General features: G+C 62.2%; 18 protein-coding genes. 11 read left to right on the forward strand and 7 right to left on the reverse strand.

All coding sequences use genetic code 11. The annotated features are described in order from the left end of the window. Positions 1–135: 135 nt before the first annotated feature. Genes H351_RS07715 through H351_RS07740 form a run of 6 tightly spaced genes read left to right on the forward strand, consistent with a single transcriptional unit; the run spans position 136 to position 7,055 of the window. A complete protein-coding gene (locus H351_RS07715; RefSeq protein ID WP_029256270.1) occupies positions 136–1,299 on the forward strand; it encodes a steroid 3-ketoacyl-CoA thiolase in 1,164 nt (387 codons plus the stop codon). Positions 1,300–1,333: 34 nt separating this feature from the next. Beyond that, positions 1,334–3,514 (forward strand): acyl-CoA dehydrogenase family protein, encoded by a 2,181-nt coding sequence (locus H351_RS07720; protein WP_029256269.1) that lies wholly within the window; start codon positions 1,334–1,336, stop codon positions 3,512–3,514. Between the two features lie 7 nt (positions 3,515–3,521). Further along, positions 3,522–4,724 carry a lipid-transfer protein gene (locus H351_RS07725; protein ID WP_029256268.1) on the forward strand — a complete coding sequence of 401 codons (1,203 nt, stop codon included), beginning with the start codon at positions 3,522–3,524 and terminating at the stop codon, positions 4,722–4,724. Then, entirely contained in the window at positions 4,724–5,593 is an 870-nt protein-coding gene (locus H351_RS07730) for a MaoC/PaaZ C-terminal domain-containing protein (RefSeq protein WP_029256267.1), read from the forward strand. The genes H351_RS07725 and H351_RS07730 overlap by 1 nt, the downstream gene beginning before the upstream one ends. Further along, positions 5,593–6,243, forward strand: a complete 651-nt coding sequence (locus H351_RS07735; protein WP_021331979.1) for a PaaI family thioesterase — start codon at positions 5,593–5,595, stop codon at positions 6,241–6,243. Before H351_RS07730 ends, H351_RS07735 begins: the two co-directional genes overlap by 1 nt. A 23-nt stretch (positions 6,244–6,266) precedes the next feature. Continuing rightward, entirely contained in the window at positions 6,267–7,055 is a 789-nt protein-coding gene (locus H351_RS07740) for an SDR family NAD(P)-dependent oxidoreductase (protein WP_029256266.1), read from the forward strand. A gap of 31 nt (positions 7,056–7,086) precedes the next feature. Here H351_RS07740 and H351_RS07745 read toward each other — a convergent pair whose 3' ends face one another. Continuing rightward, positions 7,087–7,911, reverse strand: coding sequence for a mycofactocin-coupled SDR family oxidoreductase (locus tag H351_RS07745; RefSeq protein WP_029256265.1), 825 nt, complete (start codon positions 7,909–7,911; stop codon positions 7,087–7,089). A gap of 135 nt (positions 7,912–8,046) precedes the next feature. On the opposite strand from H351_RS07745, the gene H351_RS32250 reads away from it, so the two are divergent. Next, positions 8,047–8,205, forward strand: a complete 159-nt coding sequence (locus H351_RS32250) for a hypothetical protein (protein WP_021331982.1) — start codon at positions 8,047–8,049, stop codon at positions 8,203–8,205. 54 nt (positions 8,206–8,259) lie between these two features. On the opposite strand, the gene H351_RS07755 is transcribed toward H351_RS32250, so the two are convergent. Beyond that, the gene (locus H351_RS07755; protein ID WP_029256263.1) at positions 8,260–9,756 is read right to left on the reverse strand and encodes a DUF222 domain-containing protein; all 1,497 of its coding nucleotides are present in this window, start codon (positions 9,754–9,756) and stop codon (positions 8,260–8,262) included. A 156-nt stretch (positions 9,757–9,912) separates the two neighbouring features. Here H351_RS07755 and H351_RS07760 point away from each other — a divergent pair, with 156 nt between their 5' ends. Beyond that, positions 9,913–11,103 carry a hypothetical protein gene (locus H351_RS07760; protein ID WP_029256262.1) on the forward strand — a complete coding sequence of 397 codons (1,191 nt, stop codon included), beginning with the start codon at positions 9,913–9,915 and terminating at the stop codon, positions 11,101–11,103. Positions 11,104–11,111: 8 nt separating this feature from the next. On the opposite strand, the gene H351_RS07765 is transcribed toward H351_RS07760, so the two are convergent. Genes H351_RS07765 through casG form a run of 4 tightly spaced genes read right to left on the reverse strand, consistent with a single transcriptional unit; the run spans position 11,112 to position 14,658 of the window. Then, a complete protein-coding gene (locus H351_RS07765) occupies positions 11,112–11,621 on the reverse strand; it encodes a nuclear transport factor 2 family protein (RefSeq protein ID WP_029256261.1) in 510 nt (169 codons plus the stop codon). Position 11,622: 1 nt separating this feature from the next. Continuing rightward, the gene (locus H351_RS07770; protein ID WP_029256260.1) at positions 11,623–12,519 is read right to left on the reverse strand and encodes a TIGR03619 family F420-dependent LLM class oxidoreductase; all 897 of its coding nucleotides are present in this window, start codon (positions 12,517–12,519) and stop codon (positions 11,623–11,625) included. A gap of 10 nt (positions 12,520–12,529) precedes the next feature. Further along, positions 12,530–13,000 (reverse strand): nuclear transport factor 2 family protein, encoded by a 471-nt coding sequence (locus H351_RS07775; RefSeq protein WP_029256259.1) that lies wholly within the window; start codon positions 12,998–13,000, stop codon positions 12,530–12,532. Beyond that, entirely contained in the window at positions 12,997–14,658 is a 1,662-nt protein-coding gene (gene casG / locus H351_RS07780; RefSeq protein WP_003940339.1) for a steroid-24-oyl-CoA synthetase, read from the reverse strand. Before casG ends, H351_RS07775 begins: the two co-directional genes overlap by 4 nt. A 254-nt stretch (positions 14,659–14,912) precedes the next feature. Between casG and casI the strand changes: the two genes are divergently transcribed. The 3 genes from casI to H351_RS07795 are packed head-to-tail and all read left to right on the forward strand — an operon-like array spanning position 14,913 to position 18,249. Beyond that, on the forward strand, positions 14,913–16,544 hold the full coding sequence (casI, locus tag H351_RS07785; RefSeq protein WP_029256258.1) for a steroid-22-oyl-CoA synthetase: 1,632 nt from the start codon (positions 14,913–14,915) through the stop codon (positions 16,542–16,544). Further along, the gene (locus H351_RS07790) at positions 16,541–17,371 is read left to right on the forward strand and encodes an SDR family NAD(P)-dependent oxidoreductase (RefSeq protein WP_020909144.1); all 831 of its coding nucleotides are present in this window, start codon (positions 16,541–16,543) and stop codon (positions 17,369–17,371) included. The genes casI and H351_RS07790 overlap by 4 nt, the downstream gene beginning before the upstream one ends. Further along, the gene (locus tag H351_RS07795) at positions 17,368–18,249 is read left to right on the forward strand and encodes an LLM class F420-dependent oxidoreductase (RefSeq protein WP_029256257.1); all 882 of its coding nucleotides are present in this window, start codon (positions 17,368–17,370) and stop codon (positions 18,247–18,249) included. The genes H351_RS07790 and H351_RS07795 overlap by 4 nt, the downstream gene beginning before the upstream one ends. Before the next feature lie 85 nt (positions 18,250–18,334). Here the strand turns inward: H351_RS07795 and H351_RS07800 are convergent, their stop codons facing one another. Next, positions 18,335–18,898 carry a GtrA family protein gene (locus H351_RS07800; protein WP_029256256.1) on the reverse strand — a complete coding sequence of 188 codons (564 nt, stop codon included), beginning with the start codon at positions 18,896–18,898 and terminating at the stop codon, positions 18,335–18,337. Positions 18,899–18,935 lie beyond the last annotated feature (37 nt).

An 18,935-nucleotide genomic window follows, 5' to 3' on the forward strand; every position in this document is an offset into this window, starting at 1 on the left:
TATTATTCGAGTCGGACTTGGTTCAAAGATGACGTTCATTCCGGCATTGCCCTGACATCAACAATAGAATACATTACAGAAAAGTTGACGGTGAGTCAGCTCACCGACCGAAAACTCCACGAAGGAGCGCACATCATGGGTCATGCAGTCATCGTCGAGGCCGCTCGGACACCGATCGGCCGCCGTCGCGGCGCCCTGGCGGGGCTGCACCCCGCCGAGATTCTGGGAGCAGCGCAACTCGGCGTTCTCGAACGGGCAGGCGTCGCACCGGAAGACATCGGGCAGATCATCGGCGGCTGTGTCACCCAGGCAGGTGAGCAGTCCAACAACGTCACGCGGCAAGCGTGGCTGCACGCCGGATTGCCGTACAGCACAGCGGCAACCACCATCGACTGCGCCTGTGGATCTGCCCAGCAGGCAGTGCATTTGATTTCCGGCCTGATTTCCTCAGGTCAGATCTCGGCCGGTATCGGCTGCGGCGTCGAGGCGATGAGCCGTGTGTTTCTGGGCCAGGCAAACGCGCCCGGTACGGGAAACCCGTACCCGGACGACTGGACCATCGACATGGGTGACCAGTTCACTTCTGCGCAGCGTATCGCCGAGAAGCGTGGCATCACACGCGCCGACGTCGACGCCTTCGGCCTGGAATCGCAGCGCCGCGCAGCCCAGGCTTGGGCCGAAGGCCGCTTCGACCGTGAGATCGTGCCAGTCAAGGCTCCCGTCGTCACCAAGGAAGGTGTGCCGACCGGTGAGATCGCCACTGTCACGCGCGACGGTGGCCTGCGCGAGACGACAGCCGAGGCGCTGGCCGGACTCAAGCCGGTCATCGAAGGCCATATTCACACCGCCGGAAACTCGTCGCAGATCAGTGACGGCGCGGCTGCGGTACTGCTGATGAGCGAAGAGCGCGCGCAGGAACTGGGATTGAAGCCCCGCGCGCGGATCGTCGCGTCCGGCATGGTCGGATCCGACCCCTTCTATCACCTGGACGGACCGATCGAATCCACCCAGATGGTGCTCGACAAGGCCGGAATGACTCTGAACGACATCGATCTCGTCGAAATCAACGAAGCGTTCGCCTCGGTAGTGCTCTCCTGGGCGCAGGTTCACGACGCAGATCTGTCCAAGGTCAACGTCAACGGCGGTGCGATCGCACTCGGGCATCCCGTCGGTTCGACCGGCGCTCGTCTGATCACGACCGCGCTGCACGAACTCGAGCGCTCGAACAAGTCCACGGGGCTGGTCACGATGTGCGCCGGTGGCGCTCTCTCTACCGCCACCATCATCGAACGCATCTGACCCGTACTCACACTGTCGAATTGACGAGGTAGACATGACCATTGGATTGAGTGAAGAAGATCGTGACCTCCGCGACTCCGTACGGGGCTGGGCGGCACGTCACGCAACACCCACCGCTATCCGTGAAGCGGTCGAGGCGAAGGTCGAAACTCGCCCCCAACTCTGGAGCGGGCTTGCCGAGCAGGGACTTCTCGGACTACACGTGGCCGAGGAATTCGGCGGCGCTGGATACGGATTGGTCGAGCTCGCGATCGTCGTCGAGGAACTCGGGCGCTCCATGGTTCCCGGCACGTTCCTGCCGACAGTCGTGGTCAGCGCCGTTCTCAGCGACGCCGGAGTCACCGCTCCGCTGGCCGGACTGGTCGACGGCAGCACACTCGGAGCCGTTGCACTGCAGCCGGGTTCGCTGAAGATCGCCCGCGACGGCGACACCGCCACCCTCAGTGGAACGTCCAGCCAGATTCTCGGTGGCCATGTCGGCGACGTGTTCCTCCTCGCGACGGACAGCGGATTCGTTCTGCTCGGACGTGACCGCCTCGAGGTCACGGACTTGGCCAGTTACGACGTCGTACGTCGTAACTCCGAGGTCACCGTCGACGGTCTGATCCTCGCCGATTCCGAGATCCTCACCATCGATACGCAGCGTGTACTCGACATTGCTGCAACACTGTTCGCCGCCGAGGCATCAGGCTTGGCCGACTGGGCCGTCACGACCTCGGCCGACTACGCGAAGGTGCGTCAGCAGTTCGGTCGCCCGATCGGCCAGTTCCAGGGCGTCAAGCACAAGGCCGCTCGGATGCTCGCTCTTGCCGAGCAGGCGCGCGTCTGCGCGTGGGACGCTGCGCGCGCATTGACGCCCGCCAACGGCGTCGGTGCCGAAGAGGCTTCTCTCGCAGCAGCCGTCGCCGGAGCCACGGCCCTCGAAGCAGGCTTCTCCGTCACGCGTGACTGCATCCAGGTGCTCGGCGGAATCGGCTACACGTGGGAGCACGACGCGCACCTGTACCTGCGCCGCGCGCAGTCCCTGCGAATTCTGCTGGGTTCCACGGCATTCTGGCGTCGTCGCGTTGCCGAGCTGACCATTGCCGGCACCCGTCGCGTGCTCAGCATCGAGTTGCCGCCCGAGGCCGAGGCGATCCGCGCCGACGTCCGCGCCGAGCTCGCTCCTGCACTCGAACTCGAAGGCGCCGCGCAGAAGACGTATCTCGCGGAAAAGGGCTACACCGCACCGCACTTCACGGCTCCGTGGGGAAAATCCGCCGATGCCGTCAGTCAGCTGGTCATCGCCGAAGAACTGCGCGCTGCGAAGATCAAGCCGCACGACATGATCATCGGCAACTGGGTCATCCCGACGCTCATCGCGCACGGCAACGAAGAGCAGCTCGCCAAGTTCGTCCCGCCGTCACTGCGTGGCGACATCGTCTGGTGCCAGCTCTTCTCCGAGCCCGGCGCAGGTTCCGACCTCGCGGCTCTGAGCACCAAGGCCACCAAGGTCGACGGTGGCTGGAAGTTGCAGGGCCAGAAGGTGTGGACGTCGATGGCACGCGACGCGCACTGGGGAATCTGCCTCGCGCGCACCGACGCCGACGCCCCCAAGCACAAGGGCCTGTCCTACTTCCTGATCGACATCAAGAACAGCGGCCTCGACATTCGCCCGCTTCGCGAGATCACCGGCGAAGCGCTGTTCAACGAAGTCTTCTTCGACGACGTCTTCGTCCCCGACGAGTGCCTGGTCGGCGAGCCGGGCGACGGCTGGAAGCTCGCTCGCACCACACTGGCCAACGAGCGTGTCTCGCTGTCCAACGACTCGTCTCTCGGATCGGGTGGTGAGGCTCTTCTGAGCCTGGTCGACGGACTGCCAGGCGGTATCGACGACGAGCAGTTGACGGTGCTCGGAAAGGTGCTGTGCGACGCGCAATCCGGCGGTCTGCTCGGTCTGCGCACCACGCTGCGCTCGCTCACCGGCGCGCAGCCGGGGGCCGAATCCTCGGTGGCGAAGTTGATCGGTGTCGAGCACATCCAGCAGGTCTGGGATGTGGCAATGGAGTGGGCCGGGCCGAGTTCACTTCTGGGCGACCAGCATCGGATGTCTGCAACCCAGATGTTCTTGAACTCGCAGTGCATGTCCATCGCGGGTGGTACAACCAATGTTCAGCTCAACATCATCGGTGAGCGAATCCTGGGTCTGCCTCGCGACCCCGAACCGGGAAAGTGACCTGCACATGAGCAATCGCACCTTCGTCATCGGCGTGGGCATGACCAAGTTCGAGAAGATCGAGACCCGCGACTGGGAATACCCGGACATGGTGACCGAAGCCGTCTCGAATGCACTCACCGATGCCGGGATCAGTTACGACCAGATCCAGCGTGCTGCAGTCGGTTACGTGTTCAACGCGTCGACAGCAGGCCAGCGTGCCCTGTACGAAACGGGTCTGTCCGGTATCCCGATCTTCAACGTCAACAACAACTGTGCCACCGGCTCGACGGCACTGATGACGGCACGCGAGTGGGTACAGGCCGGACAAGCGGACTGCGCACTGGCCGTCGGCTTCGAAAAGATGACCAAAACGGCGCTGACCGGAACCGGTGAGATGCCCAAGGTCACCACTTTGGACTCGCAGCTGAAGATCATGGTCGAGGACTACGGCTTCGCCCGATCGCCCATGACCGCTCAGTTGTTCGGTAATGCCGCCGTCGAGCACATGAAGAAGTACGGCACCACGGTCGAGCAGATTGCAGCCGTGGCGGTCAAGAACCACAAGCACTCGGTCAACAATCCGTATGCGCAGTTCCGTGACGAGTACACCCTCGAACAGGTGCTCGGCGACAAGATGATTCACGAGCCGCTGACGCGCTCGCAGTGTTCACCGACTTCGGACGGTGCCGGTGCTGCCGTCGTCGTGAGTGAGAGGTTCGTCCGTGAGCACGGACTCGAGGACCGTGCGATCGAGATCGTCGCTCAGGCCATGACCACCGACACCTCGGCAGCGTTTGCCGAGAAGTCGATGATCGACGTAGTCGGCGCGCCGATGACGGCTGCGGCCGCCGAGCAGGTCTTTGCCGAAGCCGGCATCAGCATCGACGACGTCGATGTCATCGAACTGCACGACTGCTTCGCGATCAACGAGATCATCACCTACGAAGGTCTCGGAATGTGCGGCGCCGGTGAAGGCGGAAAGCTCGTCGAATCCGGTGCCACTACGTACGGCGGCCAGTGGGTCGTCAACCCGTCTGGCGGTCTGATCTCGAAGGGCCACCCGCTGGGTGCCACCGGGCTGGCACAGTGCGCCGAACTGACGTGGCAGCTTCGCGGGACCGCAGACGCTCGCCAGGTCGAAGGCGCACGAATCGGATTGCAGCACAACCTCGGACTGGGCGGCGCGTGCGTCGTGACCGTCTACCGAGCCGGAACTTTGGAGAACTGATGGCTATCGATCTCGAGGTGGCATTGTCCGCCGAACCGACTGTGCGCGAAGCGTCGTGGACGGACCGCGACGTCATGCTCTACCAGTTGGGGCTCGGCGCCGGCGTGAACGCTCTGGATCCCGCCGAGCTCACCTGGGTGTACGAAAAGGGTCTGAAAGTGCTCCCGACCTTTGCAATGGTTGCAGGCCAGGGAGTTTCGGCGGGTGTACTGCCCGCAGCGTCGATGAGTATGCCGGGAATCGACATCGACCTGCGCAAGATTTTGCACGGTGGGCAGTCGCTGACACTTCACGCGCCGATCCCGTCGACGGGTGCTGCTCGTATTTCCACTCGCATCGCTGACGTGTGGGACAAGGGCAAGGCTGCCGTCATCGTGCTCGAGACGGCGGCCGAGGACCTTGACGGGAATCCGTTGTGGACCACCGGAATGCAGATCTGGGCCCGCGGCGAAGGTGGCTTCGGCGGCAGCGCCGGTCCCGAAGTTGTTGCCGGGGTGCCTGACCGGGCGCCCGACAAGGTACTGACGTCGAGCACGAGTACCTCACAAGCTCTGGTGTACCGACTCAGTGGAGACATGAACCCGCTGCACGCTGATCCCTCCTTCGCGAAGATGGCGGGATTCGACGCTCCGATTCTGCACGGTCTGGCGTCGTACGGCATCGTCTGCAAGGCGGTGGTCGACGGAATTATCGACGGAGATCCGACGCGGGTGAAGAACTACTCGGTGCGGTTCGCCGGTTCGCTGTTCCCCGGCGAATCCATCACCACCTCGGTATGGCAGGACGGCAACACACTGACCTTGGCGGCGACGTGCCCCGAGCGCGAGAACTCCCCGGTTCTCACACACGCAACAATGGAGATCAACTGATGGACCTCGGCACGCACCCCACGGCAGCCACACACCCGGGCGGCACGGTTTTGACGTCGCCGCCGCAGGACGCCCCGGTCGACCGGGCCACGGCAGCAGCGCGTCGCGTTGTCGACGCGATGCTGCGCACCGACCGCGGAAACGCCAATCTGGATCGGGTTGCGGAGGAGCTCAACAGCATTGCCGAGCACCTCGAGCAGCACTCGCCCGAGGTGGCCGAGCGCTTGATCGACATGTGGAACGGTGAGGGCGTGACTCGTCACGATCCGGTGACCGGTCCCGAGAATGCCATTGCGCCGCCGCTGGTTCTTGAAGGGCTCGCTGACGGGTCGGTGCAGGGAGTGGTCACGTTGACGCTGCCGTACCAGGGCCCTCCCGGCCATGTACACGGCGGTGTTTCGGCGCTGCTGCTCGATCACGTTCTTGGCGTCGCGAACGCCTGGGGTGGAACTTCGGGCATGACAGCACAATTGAGCACTCGGTACCATCGCCCGACTCCACTGTTCGAGCCCCTCACGATCAGCGGCAAATTCCTTTCCAAGGACGGCCGCAAGATTCACACCGTCGGTGAGATCAAGACTGCGGACGGCGAATTGTGTGTGTCGGTAGAGGGATTGTTCATCGACAAGACCGTGCCGCGCCCCAGGTAGGGGTTCTGACGAAGGAGGGCCCAGTGGGCAAGCTCGACGGACGTGTAGCAGTGGTCACCGGTGCCGGTATGGGCATCGGGCGCGGAGTGGCAGGCGCGTTCGCGCGTGAAGGCGCGTCGGTGTTGGTTGCCGAGATCGACGAGGCAGCGGGCCTCGAAACCACCCAGTGGTTGCGGGACGAATGGGGCGCGGAGGCGGAATTCGTCCGGACCGACGTCACCGACAAAGCTCAGGTTGTTGCCATGGTCGACAAGTCCGTCGAGCGGTTCGGACGCCTCGACATCCTGGTCAACAATGCTTGGCGGACTTTCGGTTTCGCTCGGCTCGAGAAGATGACCGACGAGCAATTGCGCGGCGGTTTCGACATGGCAGTGATGGCCGCTTTCTGGGCCATGCAGGCTGCGTTGCCGGAACTCGAGCGTCACGGCACCGGCCGCGTGATCAACATGTGCAGCCTCAACGGCGTGAATGCTCACATGTACTCGGTCCAGTACAACGCGGCCAAGGAAGCATTGCGAACGCTGACTCGCACTGCTGCCCGCGAGTGGGCTCCCAAGCACGTGAACTGCAACGTCATCTGTCCCGGTGCGCAGAGTGCGGCGTACAAGCGTGTCGCCGAAGCCAATCCGGAAAACGCGGCAGTGATGGCCGCACAGAACCCGATGGGGCGGATCGGCGATCCCCTCGACGACATCGGCCCCGTTGCGGCCTTCCTGGCGAGCGACGACAGCCGTTACGTCACCGGCAACACTCTCTTCGTCGACGGTGGTGGGCACATCAACGGTGTGCAGTGGGCGCCGACCGTCGACTGATCGGCAGTAATTCGGCTCGAGAATCCGGCGTCTATTTGGCCGTGAATCCCGCATCGACCGGCAACGCGATACCTGTGACGTATCGAGCCTGATCCGAGACCAACCAGGCTATCGCGTTGCTGACGTCGGAAGCTTCGATCAGCCCGACGTCCAAGAGATTGCCGACGCCGGCTCCACTCGATGCGGGGGAGTCTGCGAACAGTTTCGCGACGGCATCGTTGACGACCATCGGTGTATTCGCTCCCGCCGGATGCACGGAGTTGACACGAATGTTGTGGGGAGCAAGCCAGTGCGCCCACGTGCGCCCCAACCCGACGATGGCGTGTTTACTCGCGCAGTAGCCGTCGGATCCGCCGGTTCCATCACCTCCGCGGCCGACAAGTCCCAGTGTTGATCCGGTCAGGACTATTGCGCCGCCTGTCCCTTGCTCGATCATCGCGGGCGCTGCGGCCTGGACGGTATTCCAGACGCCGAAAAGATTGACCTCCATCTGGTCGCGGAAGGCGCGGGCATCGTCGATGTCCGGGGACATCAGGCCGATACCGGCGTTGGCCAGGACGATGTCGAGGCTGCCCAACACTGCCATACCTTCGGATACCGCAGCTCCCAGCGCGGGTAAATCGCGAACGTCGACTTCTCGCGCGACGACATTTCGCCCGAGAGCCTCGATCATTGCCGTTGTCTGCCTCAAATCCTCGGCGGTACCCATCGGGTAGGCCACCGATTCGATCTGGCGGCAGATGTCGAGTGCAATGATGTCCGCACCCTCCTGCGCCAATCGCACGGCATGGCTTCGGCCCTGACCTCGGGCGGCTCCGGTGATCAGTGCGGTTTTGCCTTCCAACTGTCCGGGCATGGGGGCTCCGTCCGTCGTGAATCATGAGTACTCGGTCATGAGTACTGACTCGAGGGGACGGCGAAACTCGTCGCCGGCGACGTAGTCTGAGTTCAGATACAGCGGGAACTCGCTTCGGAAGAGAAGAGGCTCGGTATGTCCGATTGGGAGAAGAAGTTCGAAGCTGAAGCCAAGGGCCTCCTGGCCGAGGTTGAAGAAGAGCTGACCGTCCTCGAAGGTGTCGACACCATCGATCCGTTTGGTGAAGACGATCCTCCAGCGGGAGATGACGACACCAAGCCTGCCTCGGACTGACCCCTGCGACACGTCGACCTGACCCTGCGACACGTCGACACGCCGCTCGGTATCTCAGAACGGTGGCGGGTCGTCCCCGTAGTCGATGGGTTCTCGGTGGGCTCGCGGTGATTTCCGCCGCTTGCATTGAACGTGCTCCTCAGCTCGTTTCTGTATCCGTCGGCGTTGACGATTGCGTTCGGACTGGATACGGGCGGCCTTGTTCTCCGCCTGGGTCCGCCGATCTTGACCGTACTGCGGCGGCATCGGGCCGTGCGGCCCGGCTATCAACCCTGCGGGGCGTGTTCGGTAGCAATGCCCGGTCGGCGAAGTCAGCGACATGGTCCGATCCTCGTTCGACGCGAATCGCCACCGGTCGGAATGCTTGAGGCGATGGTGGTTGCGGCAGAACGCACTCATATTCGATTCGACTGTCTTGCCGCCGCGTTCGGGGTCGCCATGATGGAACGGTTCATTGTGGTCCAGATCGGAATTCCAGGCCGGGACATCACAATGCAGCCATTGGCAGCTGCCCGCGATGATCCGCAACCAGGTATCGAGAACTGAACCCGGCCGGTAGACGTACGCCGAACCGGGCACCTGTTCGGTGGCGGTATCAGCGGGTACTCGGACGTTTCGAATTACGGCGTCTTGGGCGATGTCGCGAGCATGCTCAGCGCTGATCACCCCGTACCCGTCGAGGTGAGCGGGCTCGCCGCCTCCGCGCAGAGTGGAATCAGTCATCACGACGTGAACCACGGGCCGACGAACGACAACACCACCGCTACGATCCTGCGGGCAATCATCTCGGTCACAGTTGCACGGCAAGAACGGTGATCCGTTGGTCAACTCGAAGAGCGCGTCGGCTCGTCGCTGCTCGTATGTTCGAGAGTCGTTTCGGCATACCGACATTGCCAACTCGCGTAGTCGGCCGTCGAATGCCCGAGCCTGCTCTGCCGGAATGCTGCCCAAGATCTTTGCCATCCCGTCCTCGGCAGCGCTGACCCCGACGAACCGATCGGTGAGAGCACGGCGTCGACGTTCTCGCATACCTTCCGGGTCCACCATCGCCACGATCCGATCGATCGCCGCTGTCAGTCGCCTTCCCGTCAAGCCCGTTCCGCCGGCTACTGGTGGGGCGAGAACCTGCTCGAGCAGTAGTCGTTCCACTTCGTCGATCAATTCGTCTTTCACGTTCGCGGTCGCGGAATCGATCAAACCAACTCGGTACAGATCCAACTCGCCACGCGCCATCGCCGCTCGAGTGCGATGCAAACGAGTCTTCAACGAGAACCCCAACCCGATCAGCTTGCCTGCAGCCGCGCGGCCCATCGTCAGTGACGCACCGACTTCCGATTCAGCCAACTCGTGTGCGGTCGACGACCACGCACCACTGGCGGCATGCTCTGTGCTTCGCCGCGAAAAGAACTCGGCAATCACAGCGAGCTTGCGTTCGACCAGCATCGCCTCGCATGCGTGCAGATCTGTCATGAGATCAACCAGCGCACAATCAGTTTCGGTACCGGTCAGCTGCGCTGAGATACCGAAGAGCTCTGTTGTCGGGTTGAACATGCATCCATTCTATTCGAATGTGTGTTCGATATAAACTGAATTCTCAAATCAGTCGGAATAGTCCGAATCGGCCGAAATGCTTATTGTGCTTGCATTTTGGATCCTGTCCATTCGCAACTCGGACATGTCGTCGTTCCACTGTGTAAGTATCGGCATATGGCAGACAACGCGGTGAAACTCAGTGAACAGTCGCTTGTGCTCTTCATGGACTATGGACAGTTTTACATATACGGCGACGATGACGGTTTCGGGAGGGAAACGGACCTGCTCGAACTCGCGATGGCTTCGCGCCCTGCGTACAGTGACGGCACAATTGTGATTGTCCTGAGCCCGCACCAGAACAACTTCGACATGCATGCAACGGTCGAAGTCTGGTCCTCCCGACCCACATCCGACCGCCAGAAATGGCAGCAGGTCAGTGAGTCGTTTCTGAAGGTTGGTCCGCAGGGGTCAATTAGCTTTGATTCACCTCCGGGTGGGGAGTTCATTGTCTGTGATGTACCGGAGGGGTCATATCTGGTCGAGATTGCCGGCCGCGGTTTTGTGAACTACGGCTGGCCCGGATCGACAGAACCCGGAGATGTTTGGCGGGTGCGTATGTGGCCTTCAGGCGGCGACGAGGTGCGGCCATCGCTGCAGTGGGACATGCCGGGATATGGCGTTCCGGTGGACGAACCGATACCTGAACCGATTCCTCGTGCACAGCGGGACATCGAGTCGACATGGATAACGATTGACGGCGAGAACGGCGAGCCGTCCAGGTTTGTGCAAATCAGTGACCTCCGCGCCGAAGCTGCTGAACGAGAGCGGCAGGAGTGGGGTGGAGATCCGATGCCTCAACTCGAACGATTCCAGTCCGGCAAAGACATAGCTCGTATGGACCGACCACTTGCCGAAGCGGTCGTCCGCATGAACGTCCCGACTCTTCGTCGACTCGCGTTTTGGGCCGCTGTGCAGGCGTATGAGTACGCGGGATTGGCCGACAGGGACTGGGTTCGCCCGGCCCTCAACGCTATGCATGTGGGACAACAACTTCCGGAACCCTTCGGAAATCGCACAACGGCATTCGAACACCTACACGAGGAGGAATTCGGCGCGGGGACCGACAACGTGCAGTTGGAAGTCAAGGTCGAGATAGTGGACCGTTCGCCGCAACCGGAGTCCAATCCGTTCGATCACGGGAATATTCATGTCCCGTCCTACGCTCTCAATGCGATTTTCGACGCGCTCGAATCGGACCCGTTGACCGCAGCGGTCAATGCATTGGGAACGGCAGCAGTCACGTTCGGGAAGGACATCCGCATGTTGTTCGCGAGAGCGCGAGTTGAATTCGACCTCGAAGACTGAACCCCAAGTTATTCAAGGGAACTTCGTAGTGCGCTCAGAGGATCCGAGGCGTCACGACGCCCACGCGGACCAGGCCCTTCGGGGTTGACGAAGCGGCCCTCGTCCGAGCGAGTCCACTCTCGTACGGCCCATCGCTCCTTGATCGCCCAGCGACCGTTGCGACGCTCCATGTGGTCGATGAATCGCGCACCGCTGGTGAAGTTGATCATCCCGATGCCTTCGGGCCCACCCCAGTGTGTGGACATCGAATACGCCTCGCTGATCGCGTGGTCGCCGTGCAGTTCGACCAGATGGTTGCCGATGTGATGCATCGTGCCGCCGATCGCCGAGAGTTTTGGTGTCACCCAGGCGATGTACTCGTCGATGTTGCCGTCGAATCCGGTGTGATGGTCGATCGCATCCGGGTGGTAGGCGCTGCGGACGAGATCGAAGTCGAGGCGGTCGATGCCACGGCAGTACGTCAGAACCACCTCACGGATTGCCTGCTTGTCGATGAGATCTTGCAGTGCCCAGTCCATGTCACGCCTCCTTGATGCTGGTCATCCAGTCGAGTAGTTCTGGTAGTTCTTCGGCAGCGCAATCGAATACGGCGGGTCGGAGAACGACGACGGACGCGCCGCGGGCGAACCAGTCCCGGGCCTTGTCTGCGGTTGCCGAGAGGTCGACGGACCCGTTGTCGCGTCGAACCGGCGCCGCAGACACTTGCACGCGCGCCGACTCCGGGTCACGTTGGTGGGCTTCGAACGTGTTGCGCAACAGTGCAACACTGTCGGTGAACGTTCCCAGATCGGTCGGGTTCACGGTCCAGCCGTCTGCGACGCGTGCGATGCGGTCGAAGTTCCGCCGGCTTGGTCCGAAACCGAAGAGCACCGGTATTCGGGGTTGGATCGGCAGCGGGAGGCTGTGGTAGTTCTCGAAAGCGAAGTCGCGTCCCTGGAAGGTGGCCGGTGCATTGGTCCACAGTTCGCGGCAGGCTGCGACGGTCTCCTCCATGCGCCCGAATCGCGCGTCGAAAGGCATGTTGGTGGCGGTGTATTCAGCTTCTTGCCATCCAACGCCGAAACCCATGACAGTTCGACCTTCGGACAATGAGTCGAGAGTGGCAACCTGCTTTGCAAGCAGGGCCGCCGGGCGAACAGTAGCGATCAGAACCGATACTCCGAGGCGAGCTCGTTCCGTCACCGCGGCGATCGAAGACAGAAATGAAATCGGTTCGTACCAAGGGTGATCCAACGGGAACAGAAAGTTGTGTTCGACTACCCGCTGAGCGTGTGCGTCGGTATTGAACCCGAGGTGGTCGCCGGTGCAGATCAGATCGATCCCGGCACTGTCAGCACGCGTGGCGAAGTCCAGGACCGGGCGGACCTTGCCGTCGAACAGGGCCTCGAGACCCAAAACGTTGACGCCGATTTCCACAGTCGTTCCTCTACAGTGCCCGCTTGGCATGAGCGGACATGTCGCCCATGTTGTCCAAACAGAAGAGCCTCGAGCTGAACTGCCAGGACCCGTCGATGCACGAGAAGCGATCGAAGTAGCGTCCCGACAAAATAGGTTGCAGGGCAATATCTTCGGTACCTTGTATGACCGTGACGTACGAGAGTGCGGACGCCGATTCGTCGTCGACCACGATCCGCGTGTTGGTCAGCAGATGCTTGGTTCGTGGAACCGGCGGATCTCCGTACATCCGAATGAAGCCGCTGCAGGCTGCGAACACTGCGTCGGCGTCGGACGAAATGAGAGTGGTGGCAACCCCGTCCGGTCCGCACTGCCCGTAGTCGGACTGGGCGAACAATGCAGCGACTTCACGCAATCTGCCCGGATCGATCAGATGCGTGTACTCACAGAGCAGGTCACGGATCGCAGACTCGGCGACGATCCGTGACAGCTCCGCGGTCATACGGTGATCTCGCGCCGAACCATCTTGCCGGTTGCGTTGCGAGGCAACAGATCGCTGGTGATGCGCCACTTCGACGGCACCTTGAAGTAGGAAAGTCGCTCGGCGGCATAGTCGCGCAGCTCCGCCTCCGTGGTGGCAGCCCCGGGACGCAGTACAACCACGGCGGACACTTCCTGGCCGAGGTCGGGGTGCGGCATGCCGATGACAGCGCACTCGATCACGTCGGGGTGTTCGTCGAGCGTCTGCTCGATCTCGGTGGGGTAGACGTTCTCGCCACCACGCAGGATCAGGTCGGAACGACGACCGGTGAGACGGAGACGTCCGTTCTCGATGACGCCGAAATCGCCGGTGCGGAGCCAGCGTCCAGGTGCAATTGCAGACTCGGTCGCCTCGTCGTTCTCCCAGTATCCGAGCATGACGAACGGGCTGCGCACGCACACTTCACCTTCGATGCCGTCCGGCAGCCACTCGCCGAAGGGATCGCGAATCTCCATCGAGACGGTGATGATCGGACGTCCGAGAGTGCCTGGGAACTCTTCGAGTTCGGCGCCGACGGCGACCGCAATGGCGGTGCTGCATTCGGTGAGGCCGTAGCTGTCGACCAGAGCATTGCGTGCGAACGGCACCTGCTCCTTGAGGCGTTCCTTGAACGCGGGCGACGACGGCGCAGACGCCAGCGAGAATGCAGTCAACGAAGAGACGTCGTACTTGGCGATGTTGCCGTGTTCGAGTAGCCGCGATGCCATCGTGGGGACAGCACCCCAGTTGGTGACGCGCTCGCGTTCGACCAACCCGAGCACCTTGTCGACGTCGAATCCGCCCTCGGTCAGGATGACGGCACTGCCCGTCGCGAGACGGGGGACCACCAGATTGTGCAGGCTGGCGATGTGGAAGAGCGGGGAGGTGAGTAGATAACGCAATGGGCTCGGCTTGGAAGCGTCGTACTCACGGCCGGTGAATGCAGCGCCGATCGCGTCGCTGTATTTGTGGTAGTCGACGACGGCCATCACGTTGCGGTGCGAGTGGAGTGCGCCCTTGGGGCGGCCGCTGGTACCACTGGTGAACAGGATGACGGCGGGGTCGTCCTCGTCGATGTCGGTGCTCGGCACGTCGGAGCCTGCATATTCCGCGATGAGCGCGGGCAGATCCTCTTCCATGGTGAGGACCGTGATGTCTGCCGGCAGTTCGGGGAGGGCGGCGCCGCGCTTGGCGTCCACGACCAGAACCTTCGGGCGTGAGAGCTCGATCCCGTGGGTGACCTCGCGCGGAACCCACCAACCGTTGAGACCGACAGCGATCGCGCCGAGCGCCTGCGTCGCGAAGAACGTCATGACCCATTCGGGAGTGTTGGCAGCGAGGATGCCCACACGGTCGCCCTTGCGGACTCCGTACTTGTCCCGCAGAGCAGTTGCCAGCGCGGCGACGGAATCGGCGTGCTCGGTGAACGAGATTCGACGATCGCTGGTGACGAGATAGTCGCCGTCGCCCCAGGCGCGAGATGCCGAGATGAGTTCACCGATGGCGTGACCACGGTTCTTCATCACGGGCATTATGGTGCCGAGAACCTCTTCTTCGACGATCTCGAATGGCCCACCTGGACCGGTGAGGCGTGAGACCGCCTGGTCCAGAAGCAACTGCGGATCTGCGGGGGCAGTCATGGAATGGCCTTTCGTATTGTGGCGCTTTTCACGTCACAAAATCTCACGAGAAAATCATATCTGTGGCGGCGGTTACCACTGAGCGAGACTGGGACGGTTCCGGCTTTGAGGCGTCGATACGTTCGAGTCGTATCGCAGTTGGAGTAATCGACATTCCGATATCGACTAGGACACAGGACACGATGACGAACACCGCCACCGAAGCATCTTCGAATGCAGCTCTTGCAGCTCCTCAGCGCGAGGACGTCGCGCAGATGTTGATCGACCGTCTCGGTGATCAGCACCTGGGTCTGCGGACGCGGACGCAGGACTGGAGCTGGGACGAGGTGGTGCGCGAGAGCGCGGCGCGCGGCTCGCTTGCGAAGTCGCTTCGCGCGCCTGGACCGTTTCACATCGGAGTACTTCTGGAGAACGATCCCGAGTTCCTGTTCTGGCTCGGCGGCGCGGCCCTGACCGGGGCCACGATCGTCGGCATCAATCCGACCAGGCGTGGAGCTGAACTCGAGGCTGAGGTTCGGTACGTCGACTGCCAGCTGATCGTCACCGACAAAGCGGGCTACGAGAAGTTGTCCGGCCTTGACCTCGGACTGACCGAAGATCGTTTTGTTCTGGTCGACGACGCGTCATACCCGGACAAGATTTCCGCTCACCAGGTCGAGTCGCCTCAGGTCGACCTCGGCGTCGACGCGTCGACGCTGTTCTTGCTTCTCTTCACCTCGGGCACCACCGGAATGTCCAAGGCAGTGCGGTGCAGCCAGGGGCGTCTGACGCGGTTGGCCTACGCGAACTGCGCCAAGTACGACATCGACCGCGACGACGTCTGCTACTGCTGCATGCCGCTCTTCCACGGCAACGCGTTGATGGCTCTGTGGGCGCCGGCCCTTTCGCAGGGAGCTACGGTCTGCCTCGTTCGTAAGTTCACCGCCTCGGGATTCATGCCGGACGTTCGGTTCTACGGCGCAACATATTTCACCTACGTCGGTAAGGCCTTGGGGTATCTCATGGCGACGCCGGAACTGCCCGACGACATCGAGAACACCCTCACGCACGGCTTCGGGACCGAGGCGTCGCCGGGGGACAAGGCAGAGTTCATCCGCCGTTTCGGTGCGCAGCTTTTCGAGGGATACGGTTCGAGTGAAGGTGCCGGTTCGGTCGTGCTCGATCCGAACCAACCTGCCGGCGCGCTTGGCCGTCCCGCGAGCGAGAACATCGTCATCGTCGATCCCGATACCCGCGAAGAGCGACCCCGCGCGATTCTCGACGAGCACGGTCACGTGCTGAACCCCGACGAATCCATCGGCGAGATGGTCGACAAGGCCGGATCGAAGAAATTCGAGGGGTACTACAAGAACGAAGACGCAATTGCCGAGAAGATTCGCCACGGTTGGTACTGGACAGGCGATCTCGGCTACGTCGACGAGGCCGGGTTCATCTACTTCGCCGGACGTAAGGGTGACTGGATCCGCGTCGACGGTGAGAACACCTCGGCTTTGATGATCGAGCACATCCTGCGTCGGCACCCCAAAGTGATTGCCACGGGTGTCTTCGCGGTACCGGATCCGCGTTCGGGCGATCAGGTGATGGCAGCTGTCGAGGTCGCCGACTTTGCCGATTTCGATCCGGCCGAGTTCGCTGCCTACCTTGCCGCGCAGGCGGATTTGGGTACCAAGGCAGCGCCGCGATTTGTTCGTGTTTCGACTGATCTGCCCGTCACGGGCTCCAACAAGGTACTCAAACGTGAACTTCAAGCCGACCGCTGGCGGACCGACGAACCAGTGTTCCACTGGGTGGGCCGCGGTACTCCCGAATACACGTTGATGACCGAAGCTGACGTGGTGGACCTGGAGAAGGAGTTCGAGACTCACGGCCGCACGCGGTTCCTGTGAGTGGTGTTGCGCTGGTTACCGGCGCTTCCCGGGGGATCGGCCGTGAGTGCGCGCTGGCATTCGCGCGCGCCGGATTCGACGTTGCAATCACTGCTCGCACCGTTCGTGAAGGCGAAGGGCGGGCGGCCCCGCGAACGAGGCAGGGGGAGCAGGTCATTCCGGTACCCGGCAGCCTGGAGACGACGGTTGCCGAGATCGAGTCCTTCGGTGTGCGCGCCTTGGCCGTTCCGATGAATCTGCTCGATCTGGCCTCCGTCCGCGGCGCCGGTGAACGGGTGCTGGCGGAGTGGGGACATGTCGACGTGTTGGTGAACAACGCCTACGCCCAGACGGTCGGAAACATGGACCGGGTGCTCGACATCGAGATCGACGACGCCCAGGCGATGGCGATCGGCAACTATCTGCACCAGCTTGCGTTGATTCAGGTGATACTGCCGTCGATGATCAAGAGCGGCAACGGGGTGGTCGTCAACCTCGCATCTGGTTCGGCGACCCTGGATCCGCCTGCGCCTCCCGGCGAGGGTGGTTGGGGTTTGTCGTACGCCGCGTCGAAGGCGTCGTTCGGACGTATCGCCGGAGCGATCAACTCGGAGTATCGAGGCGCCGGAATCAAAGCGTTCAACCTGAGTCCGGGATTTGTCATCACGGAATCAGGGAAAGCCCGTGGTGGCGCGGACGCGATAGTGGAAGCCGGATTTGCGGCCACACCGGCATCCGTGCCCGCCGCTGCTGCGGTGTGGCTTGCAACAGATCCGGACGCGGACCGGTTCCTCGGTCGCGTCGTGGACGGTCCGAAATTGATGGCGACACTGGAGGAAACGGTATGAAGCTCGGCGTAGTTGTTCCGGTCGAATTGGGTCGAAGTGGAGATCCCGCCTGGATTCTGCAATTCGCCCGTGCTGCCGAATCGTTGGGTTTCGACGAGATCTCGGCCGTGGAGCACTCGGTTGTCATCGCGGATACGGCGAGCGAATACCCGTACTCTCCGACCGGAAAATCTCACCTACCCGATGACTGTGACATCCCGGACCCACTGGAACTACTGTCATTTGTTGCCGGCGCCACAACGACTTTGGGTCTGTCCACCGGAGTTCTGGTGCTTCCCAACCACAATCCGGTAGTGCTTGCCAAGCGCTTGGCGACGCTGGATCGACTTTCGGGTGGGCGATTGCGCATCTGTCTCGGTCTGGGCTGGATGAAAGAAGAGATCGAAGCGTGCGGCGGTGACTTCGAGCGCCGCGGCAAGGTAGCCGATGAGGCCATCGCGGTGATGCGTTCACTCTGGGAGGGCAAGGAAGCAGTCGATTTCGACGGCGATTACTTCTCGTTCAAGGGCGCGTACAGCTGGCCGAAGCCGCACCGCGAATCCGGAGTTCCGCTCTACATCGGTGGACACAGTCTCGCTGCTGCTCGGCGAGCAGGCCGGTTGGGTGATGGTTTCCAGCCGCTGGGACTGGCCGGTGAAGATCTCGACAAGGCTGTAGCGGCGATGAAAGCGGCTGCGGTGAGGGCAGATCGAGATCCTGCCGACGTATCGCTGGTACTCGGTGCGACACTGCCCAGGCTCGACGAAGCGAAACTCGACTGGGCACGCGGGTTGGGAGCCGATCGAATCGTGTTGTCCGCGAGCCGTCGTGGCACGTCGTTGGAATTGATCATCGACGAAATGGCTGAATGCTCGAAGCGGCTGGGGCTCGGCGCGTAGTCCTTCGTCTGATCAGGGATGCGCCAGCCCGTTCAGGACCATCGCGCCACGAAGCGCGAGCGATCGGGTGCGTCGATCCGGGAAGTCAGTCGAGGGCGGTGGCGTCGGTTGTCGGCGTCTTGGTGCCGGGAGTCGCTTCGATGTCGAGAACGACCTGGCTGTCGGTGGCTTCTTCGGGGAAGACGTACCGACGCATGGCCCACCAGCGGAAGGCCGTCGCCAGCAGGGTCCCGATGATCGATCCGCTGATGAAGTCCGCGAAGTTCTCCATCAACACCGACACCTCGGGTTGACGCAGGTGGAACACGTACCTGGAGGTCCAGAGAGGTACCTGGTTGATGGCCAAACCAATACCCGCGACGATGAAGAACAGAGCGGCCTCGTGATGGCGCTGTCGACCACCGCGCTGAGCAAACGACCATTCGCGGTTGAGGACGTAAGACAGAACCGTCGCGATCAGGACCGCAAGGATGTTGGCCGTCACCGGGTGCTGAGGCAGAACCGTCCACTTGATGCCGAAGAACAGCACCGTGGTGACGATGAAGGCGATGCCGCCGACCACCAGGAACTTGAGCATTTCTGCGTGCGGCAGGACGCGCACGAGAATCCGCTCAGGAAGCCTATTGACCATCTTTTCGACAAACGCCATTGTTCGAGGCTAACCCTGAATACGACCGACGGCACAA

The sequence above is a fragment of the Rhodococcus erythropolis R138 genome, from assembly GCF_000696675.2.
GTDB classification, from domain to species: domain Bacteria; phylum Actinomycetota; class Actinomycetes; order Mycobacteriales; family Mycobacteriaceae; genus Rhodococcus_F; species Rhodococcus_F erythropolis.